We start from the raw sequence: 19,935 nt of genomic DNA, 5'->3' as shown, positions 1-19,935 counted from the left end.
ACGCCGAGTCCGTGGCAAATTTGCGAAAGCGGGATGGTGGGTGATGAGAGACTCGAACTCCCGACGCATCGTGTAAAATCAATGCCTTACGTGTGGTTTTGTAACCGTGTAACCGGCCCTAAAATGGGCCGGATGACGTGGCGTCAAGGCTCGCTTACAAGGCTATACCTTTCCCAAAGGTCGTAAATTGAATTTACCTGAAAAATCGAACTCCATAACTGTCTTCCCGATGCCGGGAATTTGTAGGTAGTAGTTTGCAGATCCACCGTAGCTACCGGAGATAGCGTTCTCACTGAAAACCATACTTGCACTTATGAAAAGATCGCCATTGACTCCAACATCAATTGACCGAATCTGGACGCCGAACAGACTTGTAGGCAACGCGACACCTTTGTGAACTTCGAACCCTGTCACGGCTTCAAAAGCAGTTGGTTGCGAACTGTCCGTCGAAATAAACTTCTCTTCTGTTTCGAACGAAATCTTGTCCAAGCCCATCAACTGCATCGCTTGTTGATTACTTTTTGTGATTCCGGAGAATTTAACGTCGGCAACGATGCGCCCGTGTTCATTTCGTGATGCAGTTCCATCTTCGACGACCAACTTGCATTCTCTCATCATTGCAATTTGATTATCTAATTCAGCAAGTTGAGGTAAAAGCCTTCTAAAAGTCTCTGTTTGGTCGACGCCACCCACATCGAACCGGTATTCTGCCCATTGCAGGTCATACGAGCCAACAAGAACACCTATACTAGAACCTAAGCCGTCGCTTAAACGCAGGCCGGTATCATGAGTCTTGTTGCAGTTTTTTTGAAGGTTTAAGGGAGATAGTATGTTTTCGATCTCGTAGAAGTATTCGTTAATTTCGGATACTTTCAGATCAACTATAGGATCCGGAGACGGCCCTGAAAGCGACTCATAGATTTGGAAACGCAAACCGTCACACAAGACAAAATAATTTGCACCCACCTCCGCGTGTGTGGCATACGAGTGTGCTTGCCCCACAACATTATCTGAAATTGGCTTGGACGGCGATTTCGCTTCTATGATAAAACTCCCCCTTCGCCCCTTAAGTCCGGCTCTATAGTCTGGATATCCGAGCGGTAGGTCTTTCTTTTTCGATTTGTGTCCAATGTAATAATAGGGGTATTCTAGTTTTTCTTCGAGTTTCAGGTATGTTCCGTTAGCCCCGTCATAGCCTAGATGCTCGACGACTTTATTGACAAAGTGATAGCGGACATCCGCTTCGTTAAAGCTAGATGCGTTTTCCAAGGAAATATCTGATATTACTTTCATTTTATTAGCGCCAAGTTTGCCAATGCGAAATCATGATCAATTTGCCGATCAGCGTTTTGCCACCTAAAAATTACTCTCTCCCTCTAGGCATTCTTCACGCATTTTCGCACAAAGCGCCCGCTCTGAGGCGTCACTATCGCCATAGACTTCGACTGTGTGACCACACCGTTCGCACTGGCCTGACAGGCCATCTACATCCCGGTATTCGCCTTCAAGGGTGGTGTCAGTGACCTGAACCTCAACTCGCATATCAGCTCCTAAACTGTGCAACCATGACACGAGGGGTAGATGAGAATCGAACCGGTTAAAAGGTATGACTTTGAATCAAGAAACCCGCCAGCTTGCACCGGCGGGTTTCTAGATTAATCATCAGGTTGACTGTCAGCAAATTCAGCTTTCAACTTAGTCAAAATCCGCTCGGCCGCGCGGAGCTCTTCCGCTGCCCTCGACGCTGCATCAAGCATAGTATCCAGAAGACATTCAGTTTCGGCAGCCTTCCAGGCGCAGTCGCGCGCTCGCTCCGGGAACGGGACAACATTAGACGCGGCGTTCATGCTGCATCCTTTCCTACTTCGACCACCGGCAGCACATAGCGGGGGTTGTCTTCCCACTCGCGGAACACTTCGTCCGGTGCATCCTCTTCGGGCTCTTTGGTGCGAGTAAGTGCAGCAACAGCCGAGAATTCAACTTCAAGCCTTTGCATCTCCACAAGAAGGCCTCTGAGCTGATCAATGAGTTCTTCAAGAGAGCCAGCAGGATCGTCATCCGCCCGAAGATCGTCAATGATCCGGTCAATCACATCTTCGGGTATTCCCACGCAAGAGCATGCGCTAAATCCAAACAAGTGATCCTTCATCGTCTCATCACTAACAGCTTTGTTGTCCACAAGAGTGGACTTGTGTGTGCGCGGGTAGACCGGAGAATCCAGGAATCGCTGAAACAGTTCTTTCTGAGTCAGTGTTGCCCCTGCCGGAGTGTTGGTGGTATTCTCGTTCATAGTGTTCATCCTATTGTTGAACATTGCAAAAATGCGGCGTGGTTCTGGTCGCCAAACTGAAGCCACGTCGCTCCTTTGAGCGCCTAGATGCCCGTAACTTTCCACTGAGGGAAAGACCTGCGGACCTGCTTATCAAGCTGATCCAGCATCTTGTTGAGCCGCACGGCTTCACTCATGGCCGTGGTCTTGTCTGCCGTATCAGAGCGTTCCAGTTCTGCCAGGTAGTTGGTGATCTCCTGCTGCTTATAGGCATTCACCACCACGGCTAGCCCCACGGCTGCGTCGATTAGGCAATCGATGATCACCTCAGCCCGCCCTACGGTGCCCTGCGCGCCGCCAAACGGATTTTCTATTCCCTGAGTCGCATCCTCCAGCACGAACGCCTCTGGACCGCGCTCATCGTCGAACGAGGGCGCATCTATGCCCGCCGTCCACAATGGCAGCTCGAATTCAGTGAACCCGCCGCGTGCTTCTGCTTGCTCACTGAATGTCCGTTTGAGGAAGGGGTAAGTGCTATCCTACGTGGCACGTTGCTGTTCTTTCTCCCGCTGCCGCTGTAGACGTTTTCGTTCCGCTGGTGTCATTGCCATTTCAATATTCCTCAATCGCTGAATCGAACACCAATCAGATATGTCCAAAGGCTTGGAAGACCCTTGAGTTCCCCAGGCGACCACAAGATACTTACGGCAAAACAAAACTCGAACGAGCAGGCAGAGACGATGACCCCCATCACCCAATCCGAAATCAACAAATCCGCATGGGGAGCATGTGACACTTTCCGGGGCGTGGTCGATCCGTCGATCTATAAAGATTACGTCCTAACGATGCTCTTCCTGAAATATGTCAGTGACGTTTGGAAAGATCATCGGTCTCGGTATGAAGCTGAACACCCCGGAGCTCCGGAGTTGGTGGACGCATTGATGCAGCAGGAGGCATTTGTCCTACCCACTGGTGCTGGATTTGACAATCTGCATGCCCGTCGCCACGAGGCCGGGAATGGCGAACGTATCGATAAGGCCCTTCATGCGATCGAAGAAGCCAACGGCGACAAATTGCGCGATGTGTTCCAGGATATCAGCTTCAACTCCAACAAGCTCGGAGACGAAGAGCAGAAGAACGACATTCTCCGCCACTTACTGGAAGATTTCGCCAAGCAAGCTTTGGATCTGCGCCCGTCACGTGTCGGTCAACTCGACATCATCGGTGGGGCTTACGAATACCTTATCTCGCGCTTTGCGGCCACGGCAGGCAAAAAAGCGGGAGAATTTTATACCCCTGCCGAGGTGTCTGATCTCATGGCCCGCTTGGCCGACCCCCAACCTAGGAACCACATTTGCGATCCTACCTGTGGCTCGGCTTCGCTGCTGATGAAATGTGGCAAGCTGATCCACGACAAGGGCGGCAAGGGATACGCGCTGTTTGGACAGGAGGCCATTGGATCCACCTGGGCGCTGGCCAAGATGAACCTGTTTTTACACGGGGAAGTGAACCACCAGGTCGAATGGGGCGACACGATCCGCAACCCCAAGCTGCGCACTAAAGACGACGCGCTGCGGCACTTCGATGTGGTCGTGGCCAATCCTCCCTTCTCCCTGGATAAATGGGGGACCGAGGCCGCCGAGACGGACAAATTCGGACGGTTCAGACGTGGCATCCCGCCCAAAACCAAAGGCGATTACGCCTTCATCCTGCACATGATCGAGACGCTGAAACCCAAATCAGGTCGCGCCGTGGTGGTCGTGCCCCATGGGGTGCTATTCCGTGGATCGTCTGAGGGAAAAATCCGGCAGAAGCTGGTGGAGGAAAACCTGCTTGATGCTGTCATCGGCCTGCCGGAAAAGTTATTCTTCGGCACAGGCATCCCCGCGGCGCTATTGGTGTTCCGAAAGCACAAAGCAGACGACAGCGTGATGTTCGTCGATGCCAGTCGGGAGTTTATCTCTGGCACCAACCAGAACACCCTGGACCAGACCCATATCGACAAGATCGTGGCGACCTACGAGGCTCGGGAAACCGTGGACAAGTATGCCTACCGTGCCAAGAGAAAGGAGATCGAGGAGAACGATTTCAACCTCAACATCCCCCGCTATGTGGACACGTTCGAGGAGGAAGAAGAGATTGACCTGATGGCTGTGCGAGCCCAGCGGGCCGCGCTGAAGGCCGATCTGGCCGAGTTGGAAGCCCGCATGGAGGGATTTCTGCGGGAGCTTGGGTATGGTTCTTGAGGGGTGGGATGAAAGGCTCCTGCAACAGGTCTGCGACGAGAAAATCGTCTACGGAATTGTTCAGGCTGGGGAGCATGTCGATGACGGCATCCCTTACATCAAGAGTTCCGACGTTGGCGGGCAAATCAAGGCCGATGGATTGGCAAGAACATCGCCAGAGATCCACAAACGTTACAAACGCTCCACCATTAAGCCTGGTGACATCATCATTTCACTGCGGGGGAATACGGGCGCATCCAGCATTGTGCCCGACACTTTGCCGGAAGCTAACTTGACCCAAGGCACTGCCCGTCTGGCGGTGAACGGGAATGCTGACAATCGCTTTCTTAGGTATCAACTCGGCAGCCACGCTGTTCGGGCGCGGGTTCATGCCGTCTCAAAGGGCAGCACGTTTACAGAGATTTCGCTGGCTGATCTTCGCAAGTTGCAGATCACACTCCCGCCACTCCCCGAGCAGCGGAAGATCGCGGATATCCTCTCGACCTGGGATGCGGCCATCGAGAAGACTGAGGCCCTGCTGACCACTGCGAAAGCCCAAAAACGTGCCCTCATGCAATCCCTCCTCACAGGCAAGCGCCGCTTCTCGGGGTTCGACGACCAACCCTGGGAAGAAGTTCGCCTACGGGATGTCGCAAAGATTTTCGATGGCACCCACTCCACCCCAAAGTATGTTGAGTTGGGTGTGCCATTCTACAGCGTCGAACACGTTACAAAGGATGATTTCTCAGTAACCAAGTTTATTTCTGAGGAAGTCTTTGAAAAGGAAAATCAGAGAGTCAAACTAGAGCATGGAGACATACTGATGACTCGCATCGGGGACGTAGGAACAGCTCGTTTGATTGACTGGGATGTCCGGGCTTCTTTTTATGTTAGCTTAGCGTTGATCAAACCCGCCCATCGTGTTGTTCCCCATTTTCTTTCGCAATATCTAAACGCTCAGCCGTTTCAACGCGAACTTCACAAGCGGATGATCCACGTGGCGTTTCCCAAGAAAATCAATCTGGGGGAAATCGGAAACTGCATGGTCCGTTTACCTTCTTTTCCTGAGCAGGAACGCATTGCCGAAATCCTGGACGCCGAAGACGGCCAAATATCTATTCTAAAGAAAAAAGTATCCAAACTCCGCGCCGAAAAGAAAGCGCTGATGCAGCAGCTTCTCACGGGCAAACGGCGGGTTTCCGTATGAAGACAACATTCAAAACAAAAAACGGCTCAATCGTCACGATCAAGATTGATGAAGACAACTATGACGCGACGGTCTTTGATCAGTCCGGAAACCGAATAGGGGCAATTGAATGCAGGCTCATTGAAGTCTCCATGGCTCCTGATGGCTATTACCTGAAAATGACCAACGCCTTCTTGGAGGGCTGCAACCGCCAATATCTTCATCAGGGCATTGGAACCCGATGTGTTGAACTTCTAGGCGAAATACCGGGTTTGCCTATCTGCGTCGCCAAAAATGACGGGCAAACACAAGACGACGGTGGCCATTTGACGGGTGACGCGCCCGAATTCGCAAAAAAGCTTGAACGGTTGGGCTTAGTGTTTAGACAGTAGAAGTGGTTTAACAAATTGATAAACAAAGACTTTGATGAGAGACTTAATGGTCGAGTATTGGGAAGAACGTAGGGATGGTGGTGTCACCAAAGACGGGCGCACTGCTTATGAACGGGACTATGCTAGGGTCGTGCACTCCGCCGCCTTCCGCCGTCTTCAGGCCAAGACGCAGGTGCTTGGTGTCGGTGACAGCGATTTCTACCGGACACGCCTGACCCACTCGATGGAAGTCAGCCAGATCGGTGAAGGCATCGCACGCCGGTTCAAAGCCGCTGCGATCAAAGGGACACCCAGCTACGACATCCTGCCTGACCCGATCCTGATCCGCACTATATGTCTTGCTCATGACCTCGGCCATCCTCCGTTCGGTCATGGCGGCGAGATTGCGTTGAACCGCTGCATGATCGGTCATGGCGGGTTTGAGGGAAACGGTCAGACCCTGCGTATCATGGCGCTGATCGAACCGTATCATGAAACGCTTGGTATGAACTTGAGCCGCAGGTCTCTGTTGGGTGTGCTCAAGTATCCCGCACCGCTGAGCGCAGTGGTGAACAAGAAACAGTATGAAGGGGCGGATACCGACGGCGCCTCCTCGGTATTCAAGGCCAAGCCGTTTAAACCACCTGAGTGCTACCTCGATACGGAAATCGAGGTTGTCGATTGGATCGCCAAAGACCTCAGCGATTGGGCTCGGATCAGTGGTGAGCTCAAGCACCAGGGCGACAACAAGCACAAAAAGACTCTGCACCACGCTCTCGACACTTCGATCATGGAGATCGCCGACGACATCGCTTACGGGGTTCATGACCTTGAGGATGCGATTGGTCTGGGACTAATCGACCGCGCGGCATTCGAGGCCGGAGTGAAAGCCGAAGACATTGGTGGGTTCTGTGAATGGTCAGACGGGATGAGCTATAGCAATCTCATCGCGAACCTGTTTTCGTCACATACCTACAAGCGGAAGAAGGCCATCGGTGCGCTGGTCGATTTCTGCATCCGTCATACGACACTGGACACATCAAACCCTCACGAATTTGGCAACCCTATCTTCGGGTATCAGGCCGTTCTAGCAAAGGAGGCCCGTGCGGTTCTAGATGTGTTGCAAGGCCTAGTTGTTAATCAGGTGATTTTTACCACCACGGTCCAGCAGCTTGAGTTCAAGGGTCAGAAGATTGTCACCGAACTCTTCCACGCCTTTGCAACTGATCCGGAAAGACTTCTGCCCAAACGCGATGCTCGTCGGCATGACGAAGCCTCGAGTGATGACCTGAAGAAGCGGGTTATCTGTGACTACATTGCTGGCATGACCGACGACTATGCCACGAAGCGTTATCAGCAGTTGTTTGAGCCGCGCGTAGGCTCCGTGTTCGACAGGCTGTAACGCATGGCGGAGTTTTCGGATTACATCGTGTATGTTGATGAAAGCGGTGATCACAGCGTGACCTCCATCGACGCGGATTTTCCGGTATTCTCCTTGTCGTTCTGCGTGGTGAAAAAAGACGACTATCTGGTCCAGGTCGTTCCCTCCATGCAGGCGCTCAAGTTCAAGTATTGGGGCCACGATTCCGTTGTCCTGCATGAGCACGAAATCCGAAAGTCGAAAGGCGATTTCACTTTCTTGCTGACGGATCGCGCCCTACGCGAACAATTTTACGAAGACCTGACCCAGGTGATGGTAGATGCGCCAATCACGATCATCGGATCCGTCATCGATAAGGTGAAGCTGACAGACAAGTATGCCAATCCTTGGAGTCCGTATGATCTAGCGCTGCACTTCTGCTTGGAGCGATTGCAGACATTCCTGCGAGAAAATGGTCAGGAAGGAAAGTTGACACACGTCGTTTTCGAATGCCGTGGCAAATCAGAGGATGACGACCTTGAGCTAACCTTCCGTAGGATAGTAGCTGGAGACGGACATTGGGGCTATCGCAAGCACAAGTTTGAAATCATGGATTTTGAACCAAAATTCGCCAAGAAATCTGTCAATTCAACGGGACTTCAGCTTGCTGATCTCACTGCACGACCCATTGCATTGAAGACCTTGCGCCCCAATCAACCAAACCGCGCCTACGATGTAATTTTGACCAAGATGGGAGCGATCAAGCAGTTTCCATGACTCAAAAGAGCAAAAGGGCACCAGTTTCCCAGCACCCTATCGCCGACCAGGTAATTCCCAATCCTTGCCTAGTATGTAGGAAACTTCCTACCAGAATGCAAATTTTTTGGCAGCAGGCCGTTGCATCATGACCCACTCCCGCACTCCCGACACCCGTGAAGAAGCGGCATCCAAGCTCCCAGCTTTGCATACGTTGATGGCGATGGGTTGGGACTACATAACCCCCGCTGATGCGTTGGCCTTGCGCGGATCTGAACGTGCAGTCCTGCTGGAGCCTGTATTGCGCGAGCGCCTCAGGTGCCATCGGTTCGAATTCAAGGGGCAGAGCTACTCCCTTTCTCCTGGCGGTATTGACCAGGTGGTGCGAGAAATCAGTGCAACCGGACTGAACGAAGGCCTAATCCCTGCCAATGAGGCGATTTACAAACATCTGACGCTAGGGATCACTGTGACCGAGTTCGTCAATGGGCAACGCACATCCGTCACCGTGCCGTTGATCGACTGGACTAATCCAACCGCCAACGCGCTTCAGGTCACCGAAGAGCTCAGCGTTGAACGCCCTGCGGGCATGGGACGGTTTAGGCCTGATGTGGTCTGTTATGTGAATGGTATTCCCCTGGTGGTGATCGAAGCAAAGCGGCCCGTGTCTTCCACCAAGGACACCGCGATGGTCACAGAAGGGATTAGCCAGCACCTGAGGAACCAAAAGCCTGACGGTATCCAGGACCTCTACGTCTACTCGCAACTCCTGCTGTCAATCTCCGGCACCGATGGGCGTTATGGCACCACGGGGACGCCTGCCAAGTTTTGGGGGACGTGGACTGAAGAAGAGATCACAGATGTCGAGATGCAGGCGGTTAAGTCCACCCCCCTCTCAGAGGCCCAGAGGGAGGCACTGTTCGCCGACAAGCCCGCTTGGATGCGGGACGACTTCGACAGGCTCCACAGCGGCGCTGTGTGGCCCACAGAGCAGGATCGCTTGATTATCAGCCTGCTGCGTCCTGACCGCCTGCTCGACTTCACAAGGCGCTTCATCTTCTTCGACCAAAAGCTCGGCAAGATCGCGGCGAGGTATCAGCAGGTTCAGGGAGCCAAGGCGATCCTTTCACAGGTGGCCAAGCAGAAGCCCGATGGCAGTCGTGAGGGCGGCGTGATTTGGCACACCACGGGGTCAGGCAAGTCCAACCTAATGGTGTTCCTAGCAAAGGCTCTTCTGCTTGATCAGGACTTGGCGGGGTGTCGAATTATCATTGTCACAGATCGCGTGGACCTCGAAAAACAGCTTGCTTCTACCTTCCTGACGGGCGGGGCGTTCGGCTCGGCTGTTGCGACCAAAAAGGATGGGGAAACTTCCAAGGTCCTGTCCGGGCGCGACCTTGCCATACGAATTGGGTCTGGATCGGAACGGATCATTTTCACTCTGCTTCAGAAGTTCAACTCAGCCACCAAGCTACCGGAGTGCAAGAATACATCTGACAAAATCATTGTGCTGGTTGACGAGGGCCATCGCAGCCAAGGCGGCGAGAACCACGAGAGGATGCGACAGGCACTGCCCAACGCGGCTTTCATCGCTTTCACTGGAACACCTCTGCTGAAGGAAGATAAGACACGCAACAAGTTCGGCCCGATCCTGCATGCTTACACGATGCAGGATGCGGTTGAGGACGGGGCTGTCACCCCATTGGTTTACGAAGAACGTAGACCCATCGTGGATATCAACGACACGGCGATTGATACCTGGTTCGATAAGATCACCATGGGATTGTCAGACAGCCAGAAGTCAGACTTGAAACAAAAGTATTCCAGTCGAGGACGGGTCTACGGAGCGGGTGGGCGCATTGATCTCATCGCCTGGGACATTGCCATGCACTTCACCGAGAACTTCGCCAAACTGGGTTTAGGCCTGAAGGCGCAACTGGCAACGGACAGCAAACTGTCTGCTATCCGCTACAAAAACGCACTTGATCTGACTGGTATGGTGACCAGTGCAGTCGTGATCTCAGCCCCTGATACTCGCGAAGGTCACGAAGACACCGATGAGACCAAAACCCCTGAGGTTCAGGCCTGGTGGAAGATGAACGTTGGTAATGATCCCGAGGGCTATGAGACGGACGTCATAGAACGGTTTAGCTCCGACGGGGCACCAGACATCCTGATCGTCGTAGACAAGCTTTTGACGGGCTTTGACGAGCCCCGCAACGCGGTGCTCTATATCGACAAACATCTCAAGGGTCATAATCTTCTCCAAGCCGTCGCACGGGTGAACAGGCTCCATGATGCTAAGCAGTTTGGCTACCTAATCGACTACCGAGGCATCCTGGCCGAGCTTGATACCTCAATCCAAGATTACCAAGACCTCGCCTCACAGACGCAAGCAGGCTACGAGATAGACGATCTTGCTGGCACCGTATCCAACGTATCTGTCGAATATAAGCGGCTTCCCGGGCTGCATGACGCACTCTGGGAAATCTTTGCAGATGTAGCCAACAAACAGGATATGGAACAGTTTCGTCGCGTGCTGGTGCCGTTAGTGGCAGAGGATGGAACTGGTTATAGCATCGACCAGAACCAGAAAGTCCGTGAAGACTTTTACGACGCTCTGACTGAGTTTGGAATGTGCCTGAAGTTGGCTCTTTCATCCCGCACGTTCTTTGAGGACGGTGCCTTCGATGAAAAGACAATTCAGAGCTATAAACGAGACCTCAGGTTTTTTTCCGAACTTCGTGTGCAGGCCAAGCGTGATGCACAAGAGACCGTGGATTTCTCTGAATACGAAGACCAAATACGACGAATGGTGGACAAGCAAGTTATCGGCCAAGAAGTTGTGGACCCAGAAGGCTTCATCCGGGTCGACACGCTGGGCCAGGCAGGTGATCCTGAAGAATGGTCTGACGAAAAAACTCGGACAGAGGCGGATGTCATCAAGACCCGCATTCGCAAGACGATTGAACAGGACCTGATAGATGATCCCTATGCTCAGCGGGTGTTCTCAGAAATGCTTAAGGAAGCCATCCGTGAAGCCGAGGCGCTATTCGATCACCCAGGCAAGCAATACACTATGTTTGCTGATCTGGAAGCGATGGTGGAAGATCGCGACACACCCTCAGTGCCGGATAGGTTTGGTGACAACAAAATGGCTCAAGCCTTCTACGGGGCTTTCGCAATGTCACTGGTTCGGAATCAGATTGACGATCTAGGAGAAGACAAACTCGTTGAAGAAACACTTTTCATCGACGGTGTGGTTCAAGACGCTGTTCGATCTCATTCGATCAAGCCTGCCGGCATCGAAGCGGAAATTCGAAAAGCTCTTTTGCCCCGGCTATTTAATCTTCTGGGAGGATTGGACACAGCCAATTCTGTGATTGAGCAGGTTGTCGCAATCGTCCGTGCAGGTGATGCGAGGCGTGGCACATGACCGCCCAGAACATTCTAACCTACGGCAAGGAACAGATACCGTATCAGGTTAATCCGGATCCCCGAAGAACGACCCGAATTGCAATCCACGTGGAGCCTGATGGAAGTGTCATAGTCGATGCTCCACCAAACCAACCCGTTGAGATGGTCCACAAAGCGGTGCATAAACGGGCCCGTTGGATCGCTGATCATGTCGCCGAAGCTAAGGATCGCTACCGCCACGTTCATCCCAAATCTTATGTATCAGGTGAACAGGTTCTGTATCTGGGGCGTCGCTATATGCTGAAAGTAGTTCAGAGCGACAAGACCCAAGGCACAGCGCGATTGCGCGGAAACCGGTTGGAAGTGACGGTGCAATCCAAAGATCCCAGAAAAGTCCGTGGTATCGTTCGCGCCTGGTATCGCACACGCGCTCGAGATTACTTCGCGCGGCTGATCGATCAGAAGTCCAAAAAGCTGCCTTGGATCGATCAGCCTCCGCCTTTCCGGTTGTTAGAAATGTCACGCCAATGGGGAAGCTGCTCGCCTCAGGGTCAAGTTATCCTGAACCCGCATTTGGTCAAGGCGCCGCGAGAGTGCATCGAATACGTCGTCGTGCATGAACTTGCCCACCTCAAACACCACGACCACAGTCCAGAGTTTTTCGATTTGGTTAGCTTGCATGCACCAGGATGGGAAAAGCAGAAGAAACTATTGGACTATATTGTTGAAGTTTTGACCAACGATTGACCGAGAATACAAACTCAATTCTCGTCGAGAGACACATCTTCAAAATTCAGCCGAAAACCAATTTTCGAGGCTCAAGAATGCCACTGCCAACTTCTACTAACCTGTCGCCACTGGATCCTCTACGCCCAGTGCGAAAATTGACGTTTGTTGAATCTGAAGTCGGTGGCAAACAAGCGCGTTTCCGAGACCGTCAGGTGCTGATACCAACGTTGGACCTCAAATGTTTCCGCTTCAAGGCGGTCATCGACTTTGTGGTTGTCAGGGTGTTTACCAACAGAACCCAGTTCCAGTGGATCCAACAAGAACTTCGCACCGTCTTGCCGCGTGATAGCTGGATCACCTCCACCAACCCCAGTGGAGGCACGGGGGCAGACGAGTTCGACATTAGGATCCAAGAACCCCAATCAATCGCTGTCGTGGCAGCAGCGATTGCAGCTGTTGGCGCAAAACGAGGCGAACGCAGGACGCCTCAAATTCGGGAAATAGAATTCAGTTTGGACGTATATAGCCGAGATGGTGCAGAAGACAAAAGAGAGCAAATGATAGGGCTGCTGCAGAGGACTTACTATGCTGCGACGGATCGGTGGGCGGCTGAATTGGATATGCCTCGTTCGACCGCAGCCATCTCCGAACAACCTGGTAGTGCTACCACAACCGAGTATTTGCCGCCCGTAATGGGAGAAAAGCGTGAGGACTCGCTCACAGTGAGACCTAGTCCGAATGAGTTTCGCAGCCCGTTTTTAGATGGCACGATGTATATGGGAGAAAAAGGAACGAGCGGTATGATCCGCATCCAAAACAAGGAGAAAGATCAGCAAAACCCCTCGAAGGGCTCATTCAAGCAGCTGACTGAAGATCAGAAGAGAGCCCGGGTCGAGGTCACGCTCAAATGCCGAGACCTTCACGACCTTGGGCTTTACGAGTTGCCCGATCTGAAAGGCTTCAAATACACAAAATTACAGAAGAAATTCTTCCAATTTATGCTGCCCACATTCGCCAGCCTTAACAGTAAACGAAGCCCAGCAATCCGCGCAGTTAACGGTCTGGAAGAAGAGAAACGTGCTGAAATTTTCCTGAAATCTGGCTTACTTGCGCTCATGAGAAGAGACGAGGTGTGGGAGGAGCATGTTCGCTCAACAAGACCGGAAGTTAAGAAGGTATTTCGGCGTAATGGATGGCCTATCACACAGAACCGGGTTGGCCGCGGCGCGACTTCTAATTTGATTGCATATGAGGTTTTGAATAAGAAAGTCTCCACCGCTTTCCGACACCTAGGTGAGCGGGAACGGAGAGCGTGGCTTGAAAGTTAGGGTGCAGGTAACAGCTCAGTTCTTTGTGATCTAAGCTGAGAAATGACGTCACAAGTAAGCGTTTACTTACAAGTAAATAGGATCGGGCATCGCGGCTTAGGGCGCGCGCCATAGGGAAAAGGGCTTTCACGCAAACGAAGCTGATCGTAATACACTTTCAAATAGTAGAAAAAAGTTGCCATTTCAGATCGCTCACCAAGTTTACACAGGTATTCCGTTGTTGAGCACGTTATGGAGGGCAGATTTCGACCAGTTTGTCGATGGCCCACCTGTTGAGTTTTTCGTTTGCAGGCAGGCCTTGGTATTCTTGCCGTGTGTTCCAAGCTGATCTCGAAGGATGGCCAGTCATTAAAACTTCTGCCCGGGGAGCAGTGTCTCTGATTATCGGATCAATATACTTAGCTGTTTTGCCCAGATATAGCACAATCCTGGGGCTGACGCGTGCGATATGCTCTCTAAGTCTTTCGATATTTTCTGGAGCCAAAACCTCTTCCTCACTCGGTTCTGTTTTACCGTCAAACCCATCTCGGTCGCTGTAGCGCGGCAGCGGATGAGCGTTGAGCATGCTATAATCGTCCAGGTCTGCGGAGGGAAAAATAACTGGATCTCGCTCATGTAGAGCAATGATCATGGTGCGCAAGTTTTGACCAGCATCGCCAATGAATGGCCTTCCCAGTCGCTCTTCGGCCTCACCGGGGCAAGCTCCCACGAGAAGAATGTCGCGGCAGTCGGCACCCATACGAAAGTCCGCAGTTTGCTGGCACATGGTCGATCTCTCCTCAGAACACGCCAGAAATCAAAATTCTAGCGCATCTATACAGCAACATGTTTCAGAACAACCAGCCTACTGCTACCCCGAAAACTAAGTATGTTTATGAAATATCAAACCGAAGATGCGATTTTCTAACCACCCTTCGGCGGTTGGATTGAAGGTTTAAAGGAGCCTCGTGCTATTCATGGTCTATCTCCACCGGAATAAAGCCGCTCATAATTCGCTCCTTCCGCTTCCAATCCCATTTAAGGGTCGCAACTACAGATCGTTTATGGAGTTTTTTCGAGAGGTAACTCCACCCCCGACTGTAAGCCGAAACACACTATCAGGAAGGCTGCGCTGCGGCCTTAAGCACCACGTCAGCTATGAAGACCATTGGCTCGACGAAGCGCTCTACTCCAGCACGGAGGAATTCAAATCGAAGTATGGTATTCGCCGCACTTGGGTGACTATCGAAGGTAAAGCGACCGATCTCGGCCTGGTTTTTGCGGAGTTACCCGAAAAGGTAGTCTCCTGGTCTACCTTCCGTCAGCGGATCGTTAAGCGTGGCGATCTCACGGGTAAATTGCTCCAGGATGCCGCGACTATGTCGACTAAGGATTGGATCACCCACTATGGCGGAGGGCGTCGGAGAGGTTTCAACTATGACGGCGATCTCTATCCATTGGCGCGTGGCGACTACAGTTCAGTGACATCTTTCCTGAAACAGATTGGGCGCTACAGTGACCGGGCTGCAATCCAAGCGCGATTGAAGCGAAGTTGGGACATTGATGATGCTTTAAGTAGGCCTCCGATCGAAAGGGACGGAACTTATAGCATTGTTTACGTGATCACCCAGGTTTCAAGCGGACTGCGCTATGTCGGAATCAGTGTTCGCGGGGAACGGACACGCTGGCGGGACCACTTGGCAGACGCTTTTGAAAACGACGGCAAAGCCCCCCTACATAGAGAAATGCGCAAGACTGGCCAAGAAGACTTTCGTATGGATGTGATCGAGGAGCGTGTGATGTCTGGCTCAGAATTGGGTGAACGCGAACGCTTTTGGATCAGAGAACTCGGAACGGAATATCCGGCGGGCTTCAATATCGCCAAGGGCGGTAGCATCGGCCGCGTCGAGGGATGTGAGACTTGGCACAATGGTAAAGCCTATCAGTCCCGTGCGGCCGCAGCGCGTGATATTGCAGACGAGACTGGTCTGGCGGAACACGTCATTCTGACGCGTTTGACGGCCGGTGTGCCACTGCCTGATAAGGCCAGACTACACAGCAAGCATTCAGAGGCCGGCTCCATCCTTTATCGAAAATGGCTTGGTCTCTGCAAGCGTGTTCGAGAAGGCGCAACCGGATCAATGATGCCGGATTGGGAGGCAAGCTACGATGTTTGGAAACGGGATACCGCGGCAGACGGCAAGGAGAAACTGGACTTCTACCGGCCGGACCCTGATTTGCCTTGGGGGCCAAAAAACTTTGCTTGGGGGACTCCGCAAGACAGAGTGAACAGCGTTCACGGAAAGGGACTTTCGGTTTTTGGAAATTGGTATCTAAGCCGAACGGCAGCCTGTCGAGACTATGGTATCGGCAAGGGGACATTCGAATTTCGGCTCAAGCGGGGCATGTCCGTGGAAGAAGCGTTGACGGCTCCGCTTGGAGCGACCTCTAGGAAAGGCGAGAATTTCGAGTTCGAAGGAGAGAGTTTCAGGAGCATGACTGCTGCATCTAAGATTCTAGCGGAGAGATATGGAGTATCAGAGGATAAGGCTCGGGACCGGATAAGGCGGGGCGTTCCGACGTTCAGGTGGGCTTCGATGTAAACTCACGTCACTTCGCTTCCCGTCATAGAAAATTGCACGAGGTATTTGTCGGTCGCGTGTGTCTAGAGCGTCCAGGCAAACGCGCGCCGTAAAGGATGGGAGGTTCCACCCACCCGGACATGGCGGCACCAGAACGCATCCCCAACGTATCTGAAGGTTTTTCTAGGACTTCGCTTATCCCTGACTAGCTAAGATTTCATGCCGCGTGTGACTTGGTCACAGATGGCATAGTGAAGCACTCCCCCCCCAAAAACCTAACGTTTTGAAGGCACTGACCTTGACATCTTCTTTGACGCCACGATATCGATGGAGTGAGCGCAAACGGCTTGAGCTATCGTCGACTCAAACAGTTGGTTTTTATATCAAAATGAGCACATCCCATTCTCTGTCCGGGTGCGTGTAATCGACGAACAATTCCCGATTTACTAGGAGATTGGTAATGTTCATCCTACCATGCTCGCATGAGTCTGTCGCAGGCATCAAACGAAGCTTGTTACGCAATCAGCTTAGAACAACAAACAGTGGCTTTAGAAGCAGTCATATCTCGCAGGCGATAGCTGCCGGGTTCGGATACAAATCTGATGCGGCGTTAAAAGTCGGCATTGATGCCAACAAGTTCTATGGTTACGGCACTTTTGATATTGGTAGCTTCACCAACAGGCTGCGCGAACTAACGGGAAAAGAAACCAACAACTGGGGTATCCACTCAGACTTGGTATATACTCTGGCGGAGCACATTGTAATTGGAACCGGGTTCGTCCCATTCAGGCTTTCGCAGTTTGACGAGGAGCGTGACGAGCTTGTCCAGCGGATTGCATCCAAATTCCATCCCACGAACTCTGCACTTGGAAAACGTGGCATTGAAGAAGTCATCTATCGCATTGAAGCCAATGCAAATTTCATGCCAAAAGTTGAACATGTTGCAACTGATTTCATCCCGGGCGCTAAAGTTTTAGAACATACCGATGCAGCCGTAACGGGAACATTAGGTATTGCAGGCGATCCAACATCGGAGTTCGGTGCGATCGCCCACTTTTTGGCAAACCGCGCACGCAAGCGCCAAGGTGTCGCGTATCTTTCTTTTTCTATTTTCGCAGGTTGGCGATACCGCATCTATGGTGCGGGAGAGCAAAAGATCTACGATAAAACGATTAATTGTCCGGTTTGGTTACCTCTAATTGAACGCGCTCCTCCATTGCAGTGGATCGTAGAGGATGTCCAAACGGCTTCATGGAATGAGGCAGACTCTAGATTCAGCATGGAGTTAACACAGCTAACCTCGCCGATCTTGAATGAGATTGTTCGCCTGACGGACAGTTCACGAGCTCGCCGCACGCTTGGGATGGGCTTGCTGATTGGAACACCGATTGCAGGTGATAACCAGGTGCGTGAGATACTAGTCAACAGCCCCGAGTATGTGCGAGAACCTTGGCGTATCGCAGGTGAAAAGAAGGACAGACAATTTCCGATAGCAGTTTTCGAAGCGCTTCAGGAATTGGACATGCTTAGCATTAAGTTTATCCCCGAAAAGGGTCAGCCCCAAGGCCTGTCTCAATGGCACTATTTGAATGCCAAGGCGTCTCGGGCCGTTAGGCATTTACGCGAACGCTATCCGGAATTTCTCGGCAGGAAGGTATCACCTAAGGCAGCATAACCCTCGCTCTGTGACACGAGTGCAAACACTTCCATAAAGAAGTGTGCTTCGATGGAACGGGATTATCGAAGCACACTATAACTCGGACAAGCAAATCCAGTTCCTGCTTGGAAGTTCAGATCAGCACAGGCCCCAGAAGCACGGCTATGCTTAAGACTGCGAATGAGACCCTGAACAACAGATTTGCACGTCTAGTTTGCTCGCTGAAAGTGTCCCTGAATCTAGAGGAGGTTTGGAACACCCGGATGCTGCGGAGCCAGAACCCATCCCCTTAATCATGCTTGGGGAAACCTAGGACTTCGATTTTGAGGGATCTGGCGGACGGGCTAGAGCGAGGTGCCGGGCCATTCCTCGCCTAATTGCGCGAGCCGGCCCTATGTCTGCGACAGAACATCTTCCAGATGGATTCAGTTGTTGCTGATTACTACTTTTTTATCAGTGACTTCCAATCGGTTTACCTTCTGGCCAAGCAAACTGCCTTGACGCATCTAGTAGCAGGTTCAAACCGCCGCAACGCGACGGCACCAGAATGCATCCTGTTCGCATCTGGAGGATTTTTCTAGGACTTCATCTACAACCTGGGAAGTCGGCGAAGGTATATGCCGGGCTACTCAGCAATTCCGTGTGGAGAATTAACTATTTGAATTAAATCAGTAGTTTTGCGACAGGCGTGTAGTTCGATTCAGTCACGACTGGCAATTCTTCAATTTGTTCAGAGCAATCCGGATTTTACGAGCCATGCAACCAAGATCATAATCGCGAGGGTGAATGATACTCCCAAAAGCATTGGCATCAGCACAATGCGCCAGGCTGGTTGTTTGGAGCGTTCTATGGATTGAACCAGAGATTCGCGAAGCATCGCAGATAATTCTTCGCTCGAGGGAGCACTGCATTCCTTCTTCACGTTCTCCTCCTAGAGCCAATCCGGTGCTGTTTAGAGTATTTCCAACGGGTCGGATGTGTCAATTTAATGAGGCATAAGAATGCCTCCAGTTGGCTACACTACAATACTAACGACGCCTATTACGCCTTCATAGAGTGCAGCTACTCCAGCACTTGAGGCAGGACATAGGTGCGCTCGCGCAGGAGCGCATCGAGTCGGTCGAGCGTGAATATGCCCCTGTCCATCCAATCCTCGACAATGACACCCAACTCGCTCTCGTCTGCCTCCACGTCAAACCCGTTGATATTGAGGAACGTGATCGCCGTGATCAGCCCGGTTCGCTTGTTGCCATCGGAGAATCCGTGGCTGATCGAGATGCCATGCCAGTAATAGGCGGCGATCTTGATGAAATCCGCATCCAGGTCGTAATGAGCAGCCTGAACCGGGCGCCCAACGGCACCCGCCAGGTCATCAACCTTAAGCATGCCCGGCAGGCCACCGGTCAGCAGGGCAAACTCGTCATGGATCAAGATTACATGTTCAAGGTTCGGGAAGAATATCCCGTCCAGGCCTTCCGGCAGTTCGAAGGACACTAGGCGAGGATTCTCATGGACCCCTTGAAGCGCTTTTCTACCTCTGAAGCGGTTTCACGGATCAGGGCTTTGCGCTCCTCGGCGGTAAGCGGCTTCTTCACGCCGTTGAGGGTAACGGTCCGAAACTCTCCGGCCGTGCTTTTGACGTTGCGGCCAGAGACAAACACACCAGTGGCACTCCGGCGTTTGATGACCTGACTTTTTACCTGGCCATACTTACCCGACATTGAAATTCTCCCTCTTGCAGTCTCAAAATAGGGCACTTCGGGTTACTATTCAATGAAAAGAGGGGCACGTTGCCCCTCTTTGTGTCATTTTAGCTTTTTGGGCCTGAAGCATGCTACCCGGTTTCCGCCTCCGTAAATTCTACATATCACACAGATAGTTACCTGCGGAGCTTCGAAACTCACTGGTCAAAGATCGATGTGGATAGGGCGGCGTCCCTCAGCACTCCTCCCTACGTTTACCCCTCTAAACACGCGCACCTCTTCTCTCTAGGCATTGACGCTCTCTATAGGGACTTTCTCTCTCTAGGGCGTTCTTACGTGTGTCCGTTCTCTTAGGGTGTTTCTCTCTAGGTGC

16 protein-coding genes are annotated in these 19,935 nt (G+C 52.0%); 10 read left to right on the top strand and 6 right to left on the bottom strand.

Going from position 1 to position 19,935, the window contains the following annotated elements; translation table 11 throughout:
• Positions 1-162: 162 nt before the first annotated feature.
• From ACXAC3_RS00370 to ACXAC3_RS00360, 3 genes are all read right to left on the bottom strand, one after another.
• Positions 163-1,293, bottom strand: a complete 1,131-nt coding sequence (locus tag ACXAC3_RS00370; RefSeq protein WP_475154114.1) for a type I restriction enzyme HsdR N-terminal domain-containing protein — start codon at positions 1,291-1,293, stop codon at positions 163-165.
• Between the two features lie 550 nt (positions 1,294-1,843).
• Positions 1,844-2,290, bottom strand: coding sequence for a hypothetical protein (locus ACXAC3_RS00365; RefSeq protein WP_475154110.1), 447 nt, complete (start codon positions 2,288-2,290; stop codon positions 1,844-1,846).
• Positions 2,291-2,373: 83 nt separating this feature from the next.
• The gene (locus ACXAC3_RS00360; protein WP_475154105.1) at positions 2,374-2,667 is read right to left on the bottom strand and encodes a hypothetical protein; all 294 of its coding nucleotides are present in this window, start codon (positions 2,665-2,667) and stop codon (positions 2,374-2,376) included.
• Between the two features lie 342 nt (positions 2,668-3,009).
• Here ACXAC3_RS00360 and ACXAC3_RS00355 point away from each other — a divergent pair, with 342 nt between their 5' ends.
• The 8 genes from ACXAC3_RS00355 to ACXAC3_RS00320 all read left to right on the top strand — a co-directional run bounded on the left by ACXAC3_RS00355 (position 3,010) and on the right by ACXAC3_RS00320 (position 13,641).
• Positions 3,010-4,515, top strand: coding sequence for a type I restriction-modification system subunit M (locus ACXAC3_RS00355; RefSeq protein WP_475154099.1), 1,506 nt, complete (start codon positions 3,010-3,012; stop codon positions 4,513-4,515).
• Entirely contained in the window at positions 4,505-5,701 is a 1,197-nt protein-coding gene (locus ACXAC3_RS00350) for a restriction endonuclease subunit S (RefSeq protein ID WP_475154093.1), read from the top strand. Before ACXAC3_RS00355 ends, ACXAC3_RS00350 begins: the two co-directional genes overlap by 11 nt.
• On the top strand, positions 5,698-6,072 hold the full coding sequence (locus ACXAC3_RS00345) for a hypothetical protein (RefSeq protein WP_475154086.1): 375 nt from the start codon (positions 5,698-5,700) through the stop codon (positions 6,070-6,072). The genes ACXAC3_RS00350 and ACXAC3_RS00345 overlap by 4 nt, the downstream gene beginning before the upstream one ends.
• 46 nt (positions 6,073-6,118) lie before the next feature.
• Positions 6,119-7,453, top strand: a complete 1,335-nt coding sequence (locus ACXAC3_RS00340) for an anti-phage deoxyguanosine triphosphatase (protein ID WP_475154079.1) — start codon at positions 6,119-6,121, stop codon at positions 7,451-7,453.
• 3 nt (positions 7,454-7,456) lie between these two features.
• Positions 7,457-8,188 (top strand): DUF3800 domain-containing protein, encoded by a 732-nt coding sequence (locus tag ACXAC3_RS00335; protein WP_475154074.1) that lies wholly within the window; start codon positions 7,457-7,459, stop codon positions 8,186-8,188.
• Positions 8,189-8,315: 127 nt separating this feature from the next.
• Positions 8,316-11,603 carry a type I restriction endonuclease subunit R gene (locus tag ACXAC3_RS00330; RefSeq protein WP_475154069.1) on the top strand — a complete coding sequence of 1,096 codons (3,288 nt, stop codon included), beginning with the start codon at positions 8,316-8,318 and terminating at the stop codon, positions 11,601-11,603.
• Positions 11,600-12,331 (top strand): M48 family metallopeptidase, encoded by a 732-nt coding sequence (locus tag ACXAC3_RS00325; protein WP_475154064.1) that lies wholly within the window; start codon positions 11,600-11,602, stop codon positions 12,329-12,331. The genes ACXAC3_RS00330 and ACXAC3_RS00325 overlap by 4 nt, the downstream gene beginning before the upstream one ends.
• Before the next feature lie 137 nt (positions 12,332-12,468).
• Positions 12,469-13,641 (top strand): hypothetical protein, encoded by a 1,173-nt coding sequence (locus ACXAC3_RS00320; protein ID WP_475154059.1) that lies wholly within the window; start codon positions 12,469-12,471, stop codon positions 13,639-13,641.
• 229 nt (positions 13,642-13,870) lie between these two features.
• Here the strand turns inward: ACXAC3_RS00320 and ACXAC3_RS00315 are convergent, their stop codons facing one another.
• Positions 13,871-14,407: a uracil-DNA glycosylase family protein gene (locus ACXAC3_RS00315; protein ID WP_475154055.1), complete on the bottom strand. Its 537-nt coding sequence runs from the start codon at positions 14,405-14,407 to the stop codon at positions 13,871-13,873.
• Between the two features lie 190 nt (positions 14,408-14,597).
• Here ACXAC3_RS00315 and ACXAC3_RS00310 point away from each other — a divergent pair, with 190 nt between their 5' ends.
• Both ACXAC3_RS00310 and ACXAC3_RS00305 read left to right on the top strand, forming a co-directional pair.
• Positions 14,598-16,223, top strand: a complete 1,626-nt coding sequence (locus tag ACXAC3_RS00310) for a GIY-YIG nuclease family protein (protein ID WP_475154050.1) — start codon at positions 14,598-14,600, stop codon at positions 16,221-16,223.
• A 439-nt stretch (positions 16,224-16,662) separates the two neighbouring features.
• The gene (locus tag ACXAC3_RS00305) at positions 16,663-17,877 is read left to right on the top strand and encodes a hypothetical protein (RefSeq protein ID WP_475154045.1); all 1,215 of its coding nucleotides are present in this window, start codon (positions 16,663-16,665) and stop codon (positions 17,875-17,877) included.
• A gap of 1,044 nt (positions 17,878-18,921) precedes the next feature.
• Here the strand turns inward: ACXAC3_RS00305 and ACXAC3_RS00300 are convergent.
• Positions 18,922-19,353 (bottom strand): type II toxin-antitoxin system death-on-curing family toxin, encoded by a 432-nt coding sequence (locus ACXAC3_RS00300; RefSeq protein WP_475154041.1) that lies wholly within the window; start codon positions 19,351-19,353, stop codon positions 18,922-18,924.
• A complete protein-coding gene (locus tag ACXAC3_RS00295) occupies positions 19,353-19,580 on the bottom strand; it encodes a hypothetical protein (RefSeq protein ID WP_475154037.1) in 228 nt (75 codons plus the stop codon). Before ACXAC3_RS00295 ends, ACXAC3_RS00300 begins: the two co-directional genes overlap by 1 nt.
• Positions 19,581-19,935 lie beyond the last annotated feature (355 nt).

This window comes from Ruegeria sp. ABV4_181 (assembly GCF_056158465.1).
The sequence above is the reverse complement of the archived record's forward strand: the minus strand, read 5'-3'. Positions and strand labels throughout refer to the sequence as shown.

What these genes read in the sequence shown, in the direction of transcription:
- ACXAC3_RS00340 (WP_475154079.1), top strand. Translation starts at nt 6,119, where the DNA reads ATGGTCGAGTATTGGGAAGAACGTAGGGATGGTGGTGTCACCAAAGAC.
- ACXAC3_RS00315 (WP_475154055.1), bottom strand. Translation starts at nt 14,407, where the DNA reads ATGTGCCAGCAAACTGCGGACTTTCGTATGGGTGCCGACTGCCGCGAC.
- ACXAC3_RS00330 (WP_475154069.1), top strand. Translation starts at nt 8,316, where the DNA reads ATGACCCACTCCCGCACTCCCGACACCCGTGAAGAAGCGGCATCCAAG.
- ACXAC3_RS00365 (WP_475154110.1), bottom strand. Translation starts at nt 2,290, where the DNA reads ATGAACGAGAATACCACCAACACTCCGGCAGGGGCAACACTGACTCAG.
- ACXAC3_RS00295 (WP_475154037.1), bottom strand. Translation starts at nt 19,580, where the DNA reads ATGTCGGGTAAGTATGGCCAGGTAAAAAGTCAGGTCATCAAACGCCGG.
- ACXAC3_RS00350 (WP_475154093.1), top strand. Translation starts at nt 4,505, where the DNA reads ATGGTTCTTGAGGGGTGGGATGAAAGGCTCCTGCAACAGGTCTGCGAC.
- ACXAC3_RS00335 (WP_475154074.1), top strand. Translation starts at nt 7,457, where the DNA reads ATGGCGGAGTTTTCGGATTACATCGTGTATGTTGATGAAAGCGGTGAT.
- ACXAC3_RS00310 (WP_475154050.1), top strand. Translation starts at nt 14,598, where the DNA reads ATGGTCTATCTCCACCGGAATAAAGCCGCTCATAATTCGCTCCTTCCG.
- ACXAC3_RS00325 (WP_475154064.1), top strand. Translation starts at nt 11,600, where the DNA reads ATGACCGCCCAGAACATTCTAACCTACGGCAAGGAACAGATACCGTAT.
- ACXAC3_RS00345 (WP_475154086.1), top strand. Translation starts at nt 5,698, where the DNA reads ATGAAGACAACATTCAAAACAAAAAACGGCTCAATCGTCACGATCAAG.
- ACXAC3_RS00305 (WP_475154045.1), top strand. Translation starts at nt 16,663, where the DNA reads ATGTTCATCCTACCATGCTCGCATGAGTCTGTCGCAGGCATCAAACGA.
- ACXAC3_RS00370 (WP_475154114.1), bottom strand. Translation starts at nt 1,293, where the DNA reads ATGAAAGTAATATCAGATATTTCCTTGGAAAACGCATCTAGCTTTAAC.
- ACXAC3_RS00355 (WP_475154099.1), top strand. Translation starts at nt 3,010, where the DNA reads ATGACCCCCATCACCCAATCCGAAATCAACAAATCCGCATGGGGAGCA.